The sequence below is a fragment of the Aeromicrobium sp. CF4.19 genome (assembly GCF_051262555.1).
Classification (GTDB): Bacteria; Actinomycetota; Actinomycetes; order Propionibacteriales; family Nocardioidaceae; genus Aeromicrobium.
This window is the reverse complement of record NZ_JBIMEU010000001.1, coordinates 683,340-698,180: the sequence shown is the minus strand read 5'-3', so window position 1 is coordinate 698,180 and position 14,841 is coordinate 683,340. Positions and strand designations below refer to the sequence as shown.

Annotated in this window: 14 protein-coding genes and 1 riboswitch; of the genes, 6 read left to right on the top strand and 8 right to left on the bottom strand. The window is 71.9% G+C overall.

Going from position 1 to position 14,841, the window contains the following annotated elements; genetic code table 11:
• From ACHAAC_RS03455 to ACHAAC_RS03425, 7 genes are all read right to left on the bottom strand, one after another.
• Positions 1–3,195, bottom strand: coding sequence for a heterodisulfide reductase-related iron-sulfur binding cluster (locus ACHAAC_RS03455; RefSeq protein WP_435714535.1), 3,195 nt, complete (start codon positions 3,193–3,195; stop codon positions 1–3).
• A 115-nt stretch (positions 3,196–3,310) separates the two neighbouring features.
• On the bottom strand, positions 3,311–4,495 hold the full coding sequence (locus ACHAAC_RS03450; RefSeq protein ID WP_435714534.1) for an MFS transporter: 1,185 nt from the start codon (positions 4,493–4,495) through the stop codon (positions 3,311–3,313).
• Between the two features lie 52 nt (positions 4,496–4,547).
• On the bottom strand, positions 4,548–5,081 hold the full coding sequence (locus ACHAAC_RS03445; RefSeq protein ID WP_435714533.1) for an N-acetyltransferase family protein: 534 nt from the start codon (positions 5,079–5,081) through the stop codon (positions 4,548–4,550).
• Entirely contained in the window at positions 5,078–5,623 is a 546-nt protein-coding gene (locus ACHAAC_RS03440) for an NUDIX hydrolase family protein (RefSeq protein ID WP_435714532.1), read from the bottom strand. Before ACHAAC_RS03440 ends, ACHAAC_RS03445 begins: the two co-directional genes overlap by 4 nt.
• Positions 5,624–5,669: 46 nt before the next feature.
• Complete coding sequence (locus tag ACHAAC_RS03435; protein ID WP_435714531.1) at positions 5,670–6,362, bottom strand: GOLPH3/VPS74 family protein; 693 nt, start codon at positions 6,360–6,362, stop codon at positions 5,670–5,672.
• Positions 6,363–6,366: 4 nt separating this feature from the next.
• On the bottom strand, positions 6,367–6,711 hold the full coding sequence (locus ACHAAC_RS03430; RefSeq protein ID WP_435714530.1) for a hypothetical protein: 345 nt from the start codon (positions 6,709–6,711) through the stop codon (positions 6,367–6,369).
• Positions 6,712–6,801: 90 nt separating this feature from the next.
• A complete protein-coding gene (locus tag ACHAAC_RS03425; RefSeq protein ID WP_435714529.1) occupies positions 6,802–7,398 on the bottom strand; it encodes a hypothetical protein in 597 nt (198 codons plus the stop codon).
• 54 nt (positions 7,399–7,452) lie between these two features.
• Here ACHAAC_RS03425 and ACHAAC_RS03420 point away from each other — a divergent pair, with 54 nt between their 5' ends.
• The 4 genes from ACHAAC_RS03420 to ACHAAC_RS03405 all read left to right on the top strand — a co-directional run bounded on the left by ACHAAC_RS03420 (position 7,453) and on the right by ACHAAC_RS03405 (position 10,833).
• Complete coding sequence (locus tag ACHAAC_RS03420) at positions 7,453–7,827, top strand: ankyrin repeat domain-containing protein (RefSeq protein WP_435714528.1); 375 nt, start codon at positions 7,453–7,455, stop codon at positions 7,825–7,827.
• An 18-nt stretch (positions 7,828–7,845) separates the two neighbouring features.
• A riboswitch (TPP riboswitch) is annotated at positions 7,846–7,956 on the top strand.
• Positions 7,945–8,586 (top strand): ECF transporter S component, encoded by a 642-nt coding sequence (locus tag ACHAAC_RS03415; RefSeq protein ID WP_435714527.1) that lies wholly within the window; start codon positions 7,945–7,947, stop codon positions 8,584–8,586. It overlaps the preceding riboswitch by 12 nt.
• Entirely contained in the window at positions 8,493–10,031 is a 1,539-nt protein-coding gene (locus ACHAAC_RS03410) for an ABC transporter ATP-binding protein (protein WP_435714526.1), read from the top strand. The genes ACHAAC_RS03415 and ACHAAC_RS03410 overlap by 94 nt, the downstream gene beginning before the upstream one ends.
• Before the next feature lie 103 nt (positions 10,032–10,134).
• The gene (locus tag ACHAAC_RS03405) at positions 10,135–10,833 is read left to right on the top strand and encodes an energy-coupling factor transporter transmembrane component T family protein (RefSeq protein WP_435714525.1); all 699 of its coding nucleotides are present in this window, start codon (positions 10,135–10,137) and stop codon (positions 10,831–10,833) included.
• A gap of 95 nt (positions 10,834–10,928) precedes the next feature.
• Here ACHAAC_RS03405 and ACHAAC_RS03400 read toward each other — a convergent pair whose 3' ends face one another.
• A complete protein-coding gene (locus ACHAAC_RS03400; protein ID WP_435714524.1) occupies positions 10,929–12,131 on the bottom strand; it encodes an ROK family protein in 1,203 nt (400 codons plus the stop codon).
• Between the two features lie 108 nt (positions 12,132–12,239).
• Here ACHAAC_RS03400 and ACHAAC_RS03395 point away from each other — a divergent pair, with 108 nt between their 5' ends.
• Together ACHAAC_RS03395 and ACHAAC_RS03390 are read left to right on the top strand one after the other, a co-directional pair.
• A complete protein-coding gene (locus ACHAAC_RS03395; protein ID WP_435714523.1) occupies positions 12,240–13,793 on the top strand; it encodes a sugar ABC transporter ATP-binding protein in 1,554 nt (517 codons plus the stop codon).
• Positions 13,790–14,833: an ABC transporter permease gene (locus tag ACHAAC_RS03390; RefSeq protein ID WP_435714522.1), complete on the top strand. Its 1,044-nt coding sequence runs from the start codon at positions 13,790–13,792 to the stop codon at positions 14,831–14,833. Before ACHAAC_RS03395 ends, ACHAAC_RS03390 begins: the two co-directional genes overlap by 4 nt.
• The last annotated feature ends 8 nt before the right edge of the window (positions 14,834–14,841 follow it).

Genomic DNA, 14,841 nt, shown 5'->3' with positions numbered 1-14,841 from the left:
TCAGCCGGTCGGCTTGTCGCCGTCGTCCTCGCCGGTCGACTCGTCCTCGTCGCCTGCTGCGGCGGTCGCGGCCTCGCTGAGGTCGGCGCCGCTGGGGTTGGCGTCGGTGAGCTCCGCGGAGTCCTCCGAGACGGAGTCCGTGGTCGGAGCGTCCTCGACGGCGACGATCTCACCATCGGTGGCGACCGGGGTGGACGCCGCACGGGACTGGGCCGTGGGCTGCTCGTCCACCTCGTCGGTGGCCTCCTCGGCCTCCTCCTCGCGGGCGTCACCCTCGACGGTCTCCTCCGACGGATCCGCCTCGGGAGCGGCCTCCTGCGGGTCGGCGTCGTCTCCGGAGCCGGGGCCGTCGTCCTCGGCGGGCACGGCCTCGGTGTCGGGCTCGACGACGTCGCCCTCCTCCGGCTCGGGGTCGGGGGTCGGGGCGCCGTCACCGGAGGAGTCCTCGGCGGTCTCCTCGGTCTTGGCCGGAGCGTCCGGGGTCAGGTCGGTGTTGACGGCACCGACGTTGGCCCAGGCCGCCTTCTCCTTCTCCGAGGCCTCCTCGGGAGCCGCGTCCTCGGCCGCGGGCTCGTCGCCCTTGTCCTCGTCCGGCGACTCATCCTCGGCGGGCTCGGTGGCCTCGTCGGCCGGCTGAGGTGCCGTCTCCTCCGACGCGTCCTCATCGCCGTGGGCGCTGCCCTTGTCGTCGATGTCGACGTTGTGCTCGGCGGCGACCTCGTCGTCGGCCTCGTCCGACGTCGACTCGGGCTCGTCCTTGGGCTCGTCGGAGGCTTCGACCGCGGTCTCGGAGGCGTCCTCGTGGGCATCGGCGGCCGCGCCGACGTCGGCCGTCTCGGTCACCGTCTCGGGGTCGGAGGCGTCCTCGGCGTCGGGCTCGGCCTGCGTGGCCCGGTCCTTGCCCTCGTCACCGCCGGTGGCGGCAGCGGCCGTGGCGGCCTCGGCCTCTCCCACGACGTCGTCATCGTCCTGCGCGGTCGGCTTCTCGGTGCGCTTCACCGAGGCGAGCAGCATCTGGGCCACGTCGAGCACCTCCACTTCCTCACGGGCCTCGCCCGCGGCCTGCTGGGCGGTGAGCCCGTCGGACAGCATGACGCGGCAGAACGGGCAGCCGACGGCGATCTGGTCGGCACCGGTGGCCACAGCCTCCTGCGTGCGGTTGACGTTGATCCGCGAGCCCAGGTTCTCCTCCATCCACATGCGAGCGCCACCGGCACCGCAGCAGAAGGACTTCTCGGAGTTGCGGGGCATCTCGGCGAACTTCGCGCCCGGGATGACGTTCAGCAGCTCACGGGGCGCCTCGTAGACCTGGTTGTGGCGGCCCAGGAAGCACGGGTCGTGGTAGGTGATCGTCTTGGTGTTCTCCGACTGAGCGTCCTCGGCCTGGGCGGCGTCGCTCCCGCTGGGGGCGACCGGGGTCAGCTTCTTCTCCCGCACCAGGCGGTTGAGCAGCTGCGTGTGGTGCACGACCTCCAGCTCGACGCCGAACTCGGCGTACTCGTTCTTGAGCGTGTTGAAGCAGTGGGCGCACGTGGAGACCACCTTCTTGGCCTTGGTCTCCTTGAGCACCTCGGCGTTCTCCATGGCCAGCTGCATGAAGACGACCTCGTTCCCGGCACGGCGGGCGGGGTCACCGGTGCAGGTCTCCCCGTCACCGAGGACGGCGAAGTCGACGCCTGCGGTGTTCAGCAGCTCCGCTACGGCCTGCGTCGTCTTCTTGGCGCGGTCCTCGAAGGCGCCGGCGCAGCCGACCCAGAACAGCCACTCGACCTCGTCGAGGTCCTCGACGTCCACGCCGACCTGCTTGACCTCGAAGTCCAGCTCCTTGGCCCAGTCCATCCGGTGCTTGGGGTTCATGCCCCAGGGGTTCCCCTTGCGCTCCAGGCCCTTGAAGATGTTGTTGAGCTCGGCGGGGAAGTTGGACTCCACGAGCACCTGGAACCGGCGCATGTCATCGATGTGGTCGACGTGCTCGATGTCGACGGGGCACTGCTGGACGCAGGCGCCGCAGTTGGTGCACGACCACAGGACGTCTGGATCGATGACGCCGAACATGTCCTCGTCACCGATGAGGGGGCGCTCCTGCTCCTTGCGCTGCTCCTCGGTGAGGGACTCGGGGTCGGCGTCCAGGTGCGGGATCTTGGCGTAGGCGTGCTCGCGCAGGCCCATCACCAGGAGCTTCGGGCTGAGCGGCTTCTCGGTGTTCCAGGCCGGGCACTGGTCCTGGCACCGGCCGCACTCGGTGCAGGTGGTGAAGTCGAGCAGGCCCTTCCAGGAGAAGTCCTCGACCTTGCCGGTGCCGAGCTTCTCGAAGTCCTCCTCCTCCAGCTCCTCCATGGCCTCCATGTCGAGCGCCTTGCCGTCGATCATGATCGGGCGCAGGCCGCCCAGGGCGACGGAGCCGTCGTCCTCGCGCTTGAACCAGATGTTGACCCAGGCGGTGAAGCGGTGCCAGGCGACGCCCATCGTGATGTTGCGGGCGATGACGATGAGCCAGGTCATCGAGACGACGATCTTGATCATCGCGAACAGGAAGACCAGGTTCTCCAGCGTGCTCAGGCCGAGCCCGGTCCAGGCCTCGCCCATCCAGAACATCGTCGGGAAGTGCGAGATCCCGCCCTGGGCGGCGGCCTCGGCGTGCTCGGCCTGGTAGTCGGCGTTGTTGAGGATCGCGTACTCCAGCGTGCGCAGGAGGATGCCGAGCAGGACGACGGCGAGGATGACGGCCTCGACGAAGTAGGCCTGCCAGAAGGTGGAGCCGAAGAAGCGGCTCTTGCGCTCGAGCTTTCGCGGGTGGTTCTTCTGGCGGACGAAGATCAGGTACAGGATGCCGACGAGGGTCAGCCAGGAGAGCGCCTCGACGGGCCACTCGTAGACGCGCCAGTGGCCGATGATCGGGAACGCCTGGTGCGGGTTGAAGAGCTGCAGGTAGGCGCCGGCGACCAGCGTGGAGAGGAAGATGAACCCGGCCATCACGAACCAGTGCATGGCGCCGACCCAGGTCAGCTGCAGCATGCGCGTGTGACCGAGGGTCTCGGTGAACATGGTCTTCCAGCGGCCCGCCTTGTTGCCGGTGCGACCCGGCGCGGGAGCGCCGGCGCGGACGACCGCGGTCATGTCCCTGATGGCCTTGGCCGCCAGAGCGACGGCGACGGCCGTGATCGCCAGGGAGACGACGATGGCGACGATCTGCATGAGTGCCCCTTCGGCTGGGTCGACCGTGACGCGTGACCGACCGTGACAGTTGGACTGACATTAACGCGGGAAAGGGGCGGACGCGCACTAAGGCTCCCCAAAGGAGACGGGGGTCTCAGGTGGCGGGCACGCGCTCGCTGCGCACGGGGACCAGGGCCACGGCGAGCAGGGGGAAGAGCGCCACGAGGGCGAAGGCCGCGGCGTATCCCTGCCAGGCGATCAGTGCCCCGATCACGGGTGGGACGGCCGCACTCACCAGGTACTGCCCCGTGTTCTGCACGCCGAGGGCACGGCCCGACCAGTACGGCCCACCGATCTCGGCGACGGACGTGAAGGCCAGCCCGTTGTCGGCCACGGTCACGGCCGTGGCCAGGACGATGAGCGCGACTGCTGCCGGCGTCGGCTCGAGCACGCCGAGGGCCAGCATCGTGACCGCGGCGGCTACGGCCACCAGGCGCATCGGGCGCATCCGGCTGCCGGCCCGGTCCGACCACCAGCCCACGCCGATGCGGCCGGCGGCGCCCAGCAGCTGGGTCGAGGCCACCAGGGCACCGGCAGCGGCGGCCGCCCACTGCCGCTCGTCGATGAGCCAGACCAGCATGTAGGTCCAGACGGTGAACTGCGGGATCACCAGCAGTGCGGAGGCGGCGTGGATCCGCAGCAACCGACGATCCGCCACGTAGGGGTTCTGCAGCTGGCCGAGGTCGGCGGCCTCGGTCCGCGGCAGCCGGGGTGCGTCCACGACCAGCAGGGCCGAGGCGAGGGTCGCGACGGCACAGAGTCCGGCGACGACCAGCAGGGTGGCGGGCAGATCGACCCGTTCCACGAGCACGGGGACCATCAGGGCGGCCGCGCCCACGCCCAGCGGCAGCGCGGTCTGGCGGATGCCCATCGCCGTCCCGCGACGCCGTGCCGGGAACCAGCCGACCACCAGGCGCCCGCTCGCGGAGTTGGTGCTGGCCAGGCCGAGGCCGCCGACGAAGAAGCAGGCGGCGAGGGCGAGGTAGGAGTCCGCGAGTGCCGAGGCGGCGAGGGCGGCTGCGGTGACGATCGCCAGGCCGCCCGCGAGCGAGACGCGCTCTCCGAGCCGGTCGATCACGATGCCCCACGCCACGAGCGAGACCGTGGTGCCGGCCAGGGCCATCGACGCCAGGGCGCCGGCCTGCACGAGCGTGAGTCCACGCTCGAGGTGGAAGTAGGGGATGAGGAACGCCGCCGCGTTGGCGAAGACGGTGCCCGAGGCCTGGGCGAACATCCCCACGGCCAGCATCAGCCAGCGGTTCGGATCGGCGTCACGCACGGTGCCATCCTGCTCCCGCCCGCTCACGTCGGCTCACCCGGGCGGCTCCGGCTCAGAGGTACTTCTTCATCCCGACGTGACTCGCCACGTAGCCAAGTCGGTCGTAGAAGCGGTGGGCGTCGTGTCGTTCCTTGTTGGTCGTCAGCTGCAGCCGGGCGGCACCACGTCGGCGCGCCTCGTCCTCGACGTGCGCCATGAGAGCCGCTCCGATGCCGCGACCACGCAGGGCCGCGTCGGTACGGACACCCTCGACCTGGCAGAACAACCCGCCGTCGGCCAGGAGCGTCCTGATCCACGTCACCTGGCAGGTCGCGACCACGACGCCGTCGACCTCGCCGACCAGCTGCTGCTGGTGCGGGTCGGCCGTGGGGGCACCTCCCTGCACGGAGCGCAGCGGAGTGCTTGGGGGAATCTCGGCCAGGGCGGAGTGCTGCGCATCGGTGACTCCCGCCGGCTCGGTGTATCCCCCACCGCTATGCGCCTTCTGTGGGGGTGCCCCCAAGTGCATCGAGTCCTGGCCGGTCAGCTCCAGGATGCGGGCGAGGTCGTCCGGCACGGCCTCGCGGACGTCCAGGCGGTCCGTCATGGAAGGCAGCCGAGGTGGGAGAGCGCCTGCTTGAGCAGGGTTCCGCGCCCCCCTTCCAGGTCCGCGAGGACCTCGGGGTCGGCCGCCTCGGCCGGGGTCAGCCACGTGAGCTCGAGCGCGTCCTGGCGGGGCTCGCAGTCACCCGTGACCGGGACGACGTACGCCAGGGCCACGGCGTGCTGGCGCGGGTCGTGCAGCGGGGCGACGCCCGGGAGGGGGAAGTACTCGGCGACGGTGAAGGGGGTGATGGTCGGTGGCAGCTGCGGGAAGGCCGTGGGGCCGAGGTCCTTCTCCAGGTTGCGCATCAGCGCCCCGCGGACGGACTCACCGTGCATGACGCGCCCGGAGATGAGCGTGCGGGTCATCGCGCCGGTGGTGGGGGACCCGCGCAGCAGGACGCCCACCTGCTCGACCTGCCCGAGCGCGTCGACGCGGACGGGCACGCCCTCCACGTAGAGGATCGGCACGCGGGAGCGCGTCTCCTCCAGGGCGATGTCGGAGAGCCAGCCAGGATTCGGGTCGGGAGTGCGCACGGAGGCCATGGCTCCATTGTCCAGCACGGGCGAGACCGCGCCGTGGCGACTCGACTCAGGCGGCGCCGGCCGCCGCGCCACTCGCCATCGCCGCCGTGATCGCCGCCTGGCCGGCGGCGACCGCCTGCCGGACACCATCGGCCGCCCAGTCGCCCTCGGCCACGATGGCGGCGCGGGCCTTGGCCTGCCGGTGGTCCGGACGCTCCACGACCAGGCCCAGCAGGTTGGCCGCGAGCAGCAGGCCCACGAGCGGCCCGGTGTCCTCGTCGGCCGGCTGGTCCTGCAGCAGCACCGCGCGCAGTCGAGCGACGAGGCCATCGCGTCGTGCGGCGTCCAGCAGCTCGAAGCGCTGCACAGCGATGCCGAGCACCTTCGCATCACGGTGGCTCAGGACGCCTTGCTGGACGAGGGCGCTCAGGACGCCGGGCCGGTACCCCTTGCCGAGCCGGCCGACGGCTTCGCGGGGCGCCTGCCGGCCGCGCTGGCGGATGCGTCCGAAGGCGGCCTCCAGGCCCGGGTCCGAGACGGGCGTCGGGTCGATGGTCAGGACCCGTGCCTTGCGCCCCGCGCCCTCGACCCCCACCCGGCCGAGATGCACCAGCTGGACCAGCGCGGCCCCGCCCAGCACGGGGTCGGTCCGCGTCGACTGGATGCGGACCTTGCCCGAGGACGGGTCCAGCGCGACGAGCAGCAGGTCCTCCGCGAGGTTCATGGCCCCCACATTAGGACTGCCGTCGGCAGGGGTCATTCCGTCAGAGTCGCTTGATCTTCTCGAACGGGTAGGCGGCGAGGGTCGCGATCAGCAGGCCGTAGACGCCCAGGACGATCAGCATCGGCATCGTCACGGGATCGTCGACCTCACGAACGATGACCCAGATCATGAACCCCACAGGGGCCAGGCAGAGCCCGGCGAGGAGCGTCCCCCACCAGGCCACGATGTCGTTGGCCTGCTTCCTCAGCTCGGGGTCGGAGGAGACGTGCGCAGGTACGCCGTAGCCGTCCTTGCTGTGGGTCACCTGGCCGCGGCGGGCCGTGATGACGGCCAGGATGGACACGATGGCGCCAACCAGGAAGATCAGGGCGATCAGCCAGGGCACGGTGCCTCCTCGACAGGCCCGGCTCCGGGAGTCGGGTTCTCGACCGGCGTGGGATCCGCGACGTCCATGGCCCCCACGGTAGGACTGCCCTCAGGGTTGGGCGAGGCCCTCGACGTCGGGCAGCTCGTGCGGCGTCACCCTGCTGCGGCGCAGGGCGTGGCGCAGGATCGTCGCGGCGGCGACGTTGAAGGAGACAGCGATCGCGAGCATGAACGGGACCATCGTCCAGTTGCCGGTCGACAGCGCCAGGGCGGTGCCGAACCAACCGAGCAGGGCCGCCAGCGCAGCCACGGTGCCGACGACGAGGGGAAGCAGTCCGGCTCGACGCCACGAGCGGTCGGGAACGAGGGCATCGTCCAGCTCGGCCCACCACAGCAGGGCGTCGCTCACCGCGCGTCCGGTCCGGACCAGCACCCAGCCGCCGGTGCCGCACACCAGCAGGAGCACGAGGCCGGCGACGGTCAGGACCGTGGCCGCCGTGGCATCGGTGGAGCCGATCCCGGCCGACACCAGGAAGCCGCCCAGCGTGCATCCCAGGACCGCCCAGACCCCGAGGTACTGCCGCAGCGGGTGCTCGGACTCGCCCAGCAACGCCACCACGGCGAACGGTGCGTCACTCGGGTGCTCGGAGGAGCCACGGACACCGTCGACGACCCAGTCGCGAGCGCCCTCGGTGATCAGACGCACGGTGACCTCATGGGGGAGGATCCTACCGATGGGTCGCCCACCTACGCTGGCTGCATGGCTGATGTGGATCCCCGTCTCGTCGAGCTCGCGCACCAGCTCCTCGACCTCGCCCGCGCGGGTGAGACCGGTCAGCTGGCCGCCGCGGTGGACGCGGGAACGCCCGCTGACCTCACCGACGCGGTCGGCAACACCCTGGTGATGCTCGCCGCCTACCACGGCCACCCCGTGACGGTGCAGGCCCTCGTGGAGCGCGGCGCCTCGGTGGACACGCTGAACGACCGCGGTCAGAGCCCGCTGGCCGGAGCGATCTTCAAGGGCGAGGACGACGTGGTGCGCGTGCTGCTGCAGGCAGGCGCGGACCCTGACGTCGGCCAGCCGTCGGCCCGCGAGACCGCCCTCATGTTCGAGCGCTCCGACCTGCTCGACTGACGACGCAGTACAGTCGGCGGTACACGACAGGGGAGCGCCACCCGCAGAGGCGCTGAGAGTGCGGATCAGCCGCAGACCCTTGAACCTGCTCCGGCTAGCACCGGCGAAGGGAGTCACATGAGTTCTGCATCCCCGTCCTCACCGACACCGTCCTCACCAGCACGAGGTCGCTACCGCACGATCGACCTCGTCACCATCGCCTCGCTGGGCGTCGCCTTCGGCGTCGTCTTCTGGGCCTGGGGGAAGCTCTACGGCATCATCGACCTCGCCGCGACGGTCGGCTACCCGCCGGCCGGGGGCCTGCTCGCGGGCCCGTGGCTCATCGCGGGCATCGTCGGCGGACTCATCGTCCGCAAGGCGGGTGCCGCCTTTGCGACCGAGCTCGTCGCCGCGATCGTCTCGATGTTCGTCCTCGGCGGCACCGAGTGGGGCTTCACGGTCTTCTTCTCCGGGGTCGTCCAGGGTCTCGGGGCCGAGCTCGTGGTGCTGGTCTTCGCCTACCGACTCTGGACGCTCCCGGTGGCGGTCCTCATGGGCGCGATGTCCGGGGCCCTCGGGGCCGTCTATGAGGCATTCGTCCTGTATCCGGACTGGACCGTGGGCCACCAGCTGGTCTACGGCGTCCTCTTCGCCCTGTCCGGGGCGGTCGTCGCCGGCGGCCTGGGGTGGGTGCTCGTCCGGGCCCTCGCGGGAACCGGCGCGCTCGATGCCTTCCCGGCCGGGCGCGAGGCCCACGACCGGGACGCAGCGCTCACCTGAGCGTGTCGTCCTCGTCCAGCCAGGGCAGGGTGACTCCGCCGGTCGGTGCCCGCTTCGAGGGCTTCGGGTGGCGCCCGCTGGGGCGGCGCGTGCCCGTGTTCACCGGCCTCGACCTCACGATCGAGCCCGGCGAGCGTGTCCTGCTCGCCGGGCCGAGCGGGTCGGGCAAGTCGACGCTGCTGCACGCGCTCATCGGCGCGCTCGGCGACACCTTCGCCGGTGACCTGAGCGGTCGGGCGACTGCCGACGGCGCCATCGGCCTGGTGAGCCAGAACCCCGGCGACGCCGTGGTCGCGGGTCGGGTCGGGCGTGACGTCGCCTTCGGCCCGGAGAACCTTGGCCTCTCGCGGGAGGAGACCTGGCAACGCGTCGACGCGTCGCTCGCCGCCGTGCGCCTGACCCAGGGACGACGCCACCCGACGGACGCCCTCTCCGGTGGTGAGCTGCAGCGGCTCGCCCTCGCCGGCGCACTGGCGATGCGGCCGGGGCTGCTCCTGCTCGACGAGCCCACCTCGATGCTCGACGACACGAACGCACGCGCGGTTCGCGCGGCCGTCGCGGAGGTCCTCGACGCCACGGGGTCGACGCTGGTCGTCGTGGAGCACCGCATCGAGCCGTGGCTGGACCTGGTGGACCGGGTCGTCGTGCTGGGGCGTGGTGGTGAGGTTCGGGCCGACACCGACCCGCGGAGCTTCGTCCGGGAGTGGCGCGACGAGCTGGGCGACCTGGGCGTGTGGATGCCGGGCCTTCCGCCTCCCACACCCCGCCCGGTGCCGGAGGCCCTCGTGGCGCCCGAACCACCGCCGGAACCTCGGATCGTGCGAGACCTCGGCGTGACGCTGACCCGCCGCTCCCTGCAGGGCTCGGTCAGCACCGTCGCGCTCGATGGTCTGGACGCCGACCTGGCCCCCGGCCGCGTGCACGCCGTCGTCGGTCCGTCGGGAGCTGGCAAGTCGACGCTCGTCAGCGTCCTGGCCGGTCTCCAGCCCCCGACACGGGGCGTGGCGGGTGGGTCGGACCGCCTCGCATCACGCGATCTGGCCGAGCGGTCCGGCTGGGTCCCTCAGCAGCCCGAGCACGGCATCCTCGCGCGCACCGTCGCCGAGGAGGTGGCGCTCACCGCCGCCACGCTGGGAAGGACGGTCGACGTCGAGGCTCTCCTGGAGCACCTCGGCCTCGCCCACCTGGCCGGCGCCAACCCGCACCGGCTGTCCGGCGGCGAGCAGCGTCGGCTCGCGATCGCGGCGGCCCTGGCCCACCGGCCCGGCACGGTGCTGCTCGACGAGCCCACGGTGGGTCAGGACCGGCTCACCTGGGCGGCCGTGGCCGGCTGGGCCACGTCGGCGGCGACGGCCGGGGCGCTCGTCGTGACGGCGACCCACGACGCCGACCTCGTCGCGCTCGCCGACGAGGTCGTCGAGCTCGAGGCAGGAGCGCGGCGATGACCACGCCGAGTGGCGCAAAGCCGACCCCGAGTGGCGCAGATCCGTGCGACACGCCGTCTCACTTTCGCGAATCTGCGCCATTCGCGGGAGAGGGGGGAGGGCGATGAGGGGGTGGCTGCCGCGCGCCAACCCGCTCGCGCTGCTCGTCGTCGGGATGGCGTCGGTCCCGGCGTCCCTTGCGGTGCGGTCGTTGACGGTGGCGCTGGTGACGGTCGCGGTCTACGCCGTGGCGGCGTTCCTGCTCGTGCCCTCGGTGCGCTACGTGCTGCTGTGCCTGGCCTTCGCGGTGTTCGCCGGCCTGACCGTCGCCTACTCCACGTGGCGGCTCGGCGGCCACGACGAGGTGGTGGCGCTGACCGCCGGGCTGCGCATCGTCGTGCTCGCCTGGCCGGGATCACTCCTCGTGGTGCTCATCGACCCTGCCCGCCTGGGCGACCACCTCGGCCAGAACCTGCGGCTCCCGGCCCGACCCGTGGTGGCCGTGACCGCCTCGTTGCAGCAGGCCGGCGAGCTGCTCGGGGTGTGGCGCGAGCTCGGTCGCACGCGCCGGGCCCGTGGCGTGGCACCGGCCCGTGGAGTGGCGGCACGCGTCCGGCACGGGGCGTCGATGGCGTTCGCCCTGCTCGTGGCCTCGTTGCGATCGGCGTCGCGTCGCTCCGTGGCGCTCGATGCTCGCGGGTTCGCCCAGGCCACGCACCGGACGTGGGCCGAGCCGGCGCCGTGGACCCGGCTCGACGTCGCCGTCGTGCTCGGTGGCCTCGCGCTCGCCGCCGTCCCCGTGACGATGCATTTCCTCGGCTGAGTCCCCGAGCCCCAGATTCGTGAGCGCCAGCACCCACATCGGCTCTAGGGACCAGATGTGCGTGCTGGCGCTCACACATCTTGGTGCACTCGACGTCAGCCGGTGGCGTGGAGCGCGCCTCGGCTCACGAGCTGGTCGACGGACTGTGCGGACAGCACCTCGTCCAGGACCAGCGCGCCGGCTCCGACCAGCGCGGCGCGATCACCCTCGGAGGCCGTGACGACGCGCAGGTCCTTGGTGGCCAGAGGCAGCGAGCGCTGGTAGATGACCTCCCGCACGCCGGCGACGAGCTGGTCGCCGGCAGTCGACAGCGTGCCCCCGATGACGATGACGGAGGGGTTGAGCAGGTTGACGCACATGGCCAGGACCCCACCGATCGCGCGTCCGGCCTCGCGCACCGCGCGGCCCGCGGAGGCGTCACCACCGCGGACGGCGTCCACCACGTCCTGCGAGGTGGAGGCCTCGACCCCGCTCTCCCGCAGCGCCCGGGCCACGGCCGGACCGGCGGCCACGGCCTCCAGGCAGCCGGTGTTCCCACAGCGGCAGACGACGGCCTCGTCCACCTCCACGATGCGGACGTGCCCGAGGTCGCCGGCGGTGCCGACCGCCCCTCGGACGAGCCGCCGGTGGGAGACGATGCCGGCGCCGATGCCCGTGGCGACCTTGACGTAGAGCAGGTGCTCCTCGGTCGCCCACGGGCCGGCGTGCTCGCCGAGGGCCAGGACGTTCACGTCGTTGTCGACCAGCACGGGGCCCGCGAAGTGCTGGTTGAGGTGGGCCGGCACGTCGAACTCGTGCCACCCCGGCATGATCGGCGGATGCATCGGGCGGCCGGTGGAGTGCTCGACCGGCCCCGGCACGCCGATCCCGATGCCCACGACGTCCGTCGTGTCGAGGCCTAGGTCGGCCAGCAGTCCGCGGGCCAGCTCGGCCACACGATCGAGCACCGGTTCGGGCCCCTCGGCGATGTCGGACGCGACGCTGGTCTCGGCGCGGACGGTCCCGCTGAGGTCGATCACGGCGACTGCGGTGTGTGATGCACCGAGGTCGACGCCGAGCACGGCACGCGCCGAGCCGTCCAGTGCGAAGCGGGTCGGCGGACGTCCGCCCGTGGAGGCGGCCTCGCCCACGGGACGCAGCAGCCCACTCGCCACGAGGGCGTCCAGGCGGGTCGAGATGGTGGACCGGGCGAGCGAGCTCAGCTCGGCGAGCTCGGCCTTGGTCCGCGCGCGTCCGTCCCGCAGGTGCTGGAGGAGCTCTCCGGCACCGCTCGCGCCTGGGGTCGGGCCGGTCGTCATGGGATCAGTGAACCACCTCCGCTTTTGAAGTCAAGAGGGACTGAAGTTCGTCGATGAGTCTTCGACTTTTGGTTGACAGCCGTCAGAACATGTGACTACGGTCACGCCATGGTCGAGACGAACGATGCCGGGGCCGGCACCGGTCCCCTGATGACGATGCGCGGCATCGTCAAGGTCTTTCCCGGGGTCAGGGCGCTCGACGGCGTCGACCTCACGGTCCGCGCGGGCGAGGTGCACTGCCTGCTCGGCCAGAACGGAGCCGGCAAGTCGACCCTGATCAAGGTCCTCGCCGGTGCCCACGAGGTCGACGGGGGCGAGATCCGGTGGGAGGGCGAGCCGGTGACCTTCCGCACGCCGCAGGACTCCATCGCCACCGGCGTCGCCACCATCTACCAAGAGCTCGACCTGGTGCCCGGGCTGAGCGTCGCCGACAACATCTTCCTCGGTCACGAGAAGTCCCGCGCCGGCATCACCCGCCGCTCCGACTCCGTCGCGGCCGCTCGCGAGCTGCTCGACCGGCTCGGCCACTCCGAGATCTCGCCCACGCGTGAGGTCGGGTCGCTGTCCGCGGCCTCGCAGCAGATCGTCTCCATGGCCCGCGCCCTCTCGCACCGCGCCCGCGTCATCGTCATGGACGAGCCGTCCGCGGTCCTGGACCCCGACGAGGTCGACGGCCTGTTCCGCGTCGTGGCGGACCTGCGGGCCGAGGGTACGGCCGTCATCTACATCTCCCACCGCCTGGAGGAGATTCGCCGGATCGGCGACCGCCTCACCGTCCTGAAGGACGGTCGCACCGTGGCCTCCGACCTCGACGCCCGCGAGACCCCCACCTCCGAGCTCATCTCCCTCATGACGGGCCGCAACCTGTCCGCCGCCTACCCCGAGCGCCGCGTACCCCCACCGTCGGAGTCGCCGCTGCTGGTCGTCGACGGACTGGCCCGCGCGGGCGAGTTCGCCGACATCTCCTTCGAGGTCCGCCCGGGAGAGATCCTCGGGATCGCCGGGCTCGTGGGCGCGGGGCGCAGCGAGATCGTCGAGACGGTCTTCGGCGCGCGTCGCGCGGATGCGGGCACCGTCAGCGTGGACGGTCGCACCCTCTCGCGCGGCTCCGTGGCCGCCGCGGTGTCCGCCGGCGTCGGGCTCTGCCCGGAGGAGCGCAAGTCCCAGGCCCTCGTCCTCGACGACGCCATCTACCGCAACGTCTCGCTCGCCAGCCTCGGTCGGTTCTCCCGCTGGGGCATCAGCGCCGATCGTGCCGAGCGCCAGGCTGCCGAGCAGGCCGCCCAGTCCGTCGACGTCCAGCCGCTGCACCTCGACCGCCACGTCCGGACCCTGTCCGGCGGCAACCAGCAGAAGATCGTGCTGGCCCGATGGCTGTTGCGTGAGTGCCGCGTCCTGCTGCTCGACGAGCCCACCCGCGGCGTCGACGTCGGCGCCCGGGCCGAGATCTACGCCCTCGTCCAGGACCTCGCGGAGTCGGGCGTGGCCGTCGTCGTGGTCTCCAGCGACCTCGAGGAGGTCCTCGGGCTCACCCACCGCACGCTCGTCGTCGCCGACGGCCGCGTGATCCACGAGGCCGGCAGCGACGCCCTCACCCCGTCCGACGTCCTGGACCGCATCCTCGCCCAGCACGAGACCCACCAGAAGGGAGACGCCGCGTGAGCACCCAATCGTCGGCCCCATCCTCATCAGCACAGTCCTCGCCCACCGCCGCCCCGGGACCCGCCCAGCCGGACGAGGGCGGCTCGCGCGCGATGCCGGCGGGCTTCGTCCGCAACCTCGGCCTCGTGATCGCCCTCGCGGTGCTCTGCGTGGTCGGTGCGGTCACCGCGGGCGACCGCTTCACCAGCGTCGACAACCTGATGACCGTCCTGCGGCTCGCCTCGGTCCTCGGGGTCGTCTCCGTGGGCATGACCTTCGTCATCACCGGCGGCGGCATCGACCTGTCGGTCGGAGCCGTCCTCGCGCTCGCCTCCGTCTGGGCCACGACCACCGGCACCCAGGCGATGGCCGACAGCTTCGGCTGGATCGCGATGGTCTTCACGGCCGTGCTGGTCGGCACGCTGTGCGGTGTCGTCAGCGGCGTCGTCATCGCCTACGGCAAGGTCGTCGCGTTCATCGCGACCCTCGCGATGCTCGTCTCGGCACGCGGCCTCGCGGAGATCCTCGCCGACCGCAAGACCCAGATCGTCAGCAACCAGGGCTTCCTGGACGTCTTCCGCTCCGCCCCGCTCGGCATCCCGTTCATCGTCATCATGTTCGTGGTGGTCGCGGCGGCCGGGTGGTTCCTGCTCAACCGCACGACGTTCGGCCGACGCACCTTCGCCGTCGGCGGCAACCCCGAGGCGGCTCGCCTCGCCGGCATCAAGGTGCAGCGGCACACCGTCTACCTCTACGCCCTCGCCGGCATGTGCGCCGGCATCGCCGCGGTCATGATCATGTCGCGCACGACCACCGGGTCCTCCACGCACGGCACCCTCCTCGAGCTCGACGCCATCGCCGCCGTCGTCATCGGCGGCACCCTCCTGCAGGGCGGTCGCGGCACCGTCGGCGGCACGCTCTTCGGCGTCCTCATCCTCACGACGCTGACCAACGTCTTCACGCTCAACAACCTCTCCACCTCCGCGCAGGCCGTGGCGACGGGCGTCATCATCGTCGCCGCCGTCCTGCTGCAGCAGCGAGTCGCCCGACGCAGCGGCTAGCCAGCCCA

Bases quoted from the DNA above. Each gene is read 5' to 3' on its own strand.
- ACHAAC_RS03435 (WP_435714531.1), bottom strand. From the start codon at position 6,362: ATGACCCCTGCCGACGGCAGTCCTAATGTGGGGGCCATGAACCTCGCG.
- ACHAAC_RS03440 (WP_435714532.1), bottom strand. From the start codon at position 5,623: ATGGCCTCCGTGCGCACTCCCGACCCGAATCCTGGCTGGCTCTCCGAC.
- ACHAAC_RS03455 (WP_435714535.1), bottom strand. From the start codon at position 3,195: ATGCAGATCGTCGCCATCGTCGTCTCCCTGGCGATCACGGCCGTCGCC.
- ACHAAC_RS03420 (WP_435714528.1), top strand. From the start codon at position 7,453: ATGGCTGATGTGGATCCCCGTCTCGTCGAGCTCGCGCACCAGCTCCTC.
- ACHAAC_RS03445 (WP_435714533.1), bottom strand. From the start codon at position 5,081: ATGACGGACCGCCTGGACGTCCGCGAGGCCGTGCCGGACGACCTCGCC.
- ACHAAC_RS03400 (WP_435714524.1), bottom strand. From the start codon at position 12,131: ATGACGACCGGCCCGACCCCAGGCGCGAGCGGTGCCGGAGAGCTCCTC.
- ACHAAC_RS03415 (WP_435714527.1), top strand. From the start codon at position 7,945: ATGAGTTCTGCATCCCCGTCCTCACCGACACCGTCCTCACCAGCACGA.
- ACHAAC_RS03395 (WP_435714523.1), top strand. From the start codon at position 12,240: ATGGTCGAGACGAACGATGCCGGGGCCGGCACCGGTCCCCTGATGACG.
- ACHAAC_RS03405 (WP_435714525.1), top strand. From the start codon at position 10,135: ATGAGGGGGTGGCTGCCGCGCGCCAACCCGCTCGCGCTGCTCGTCGTC.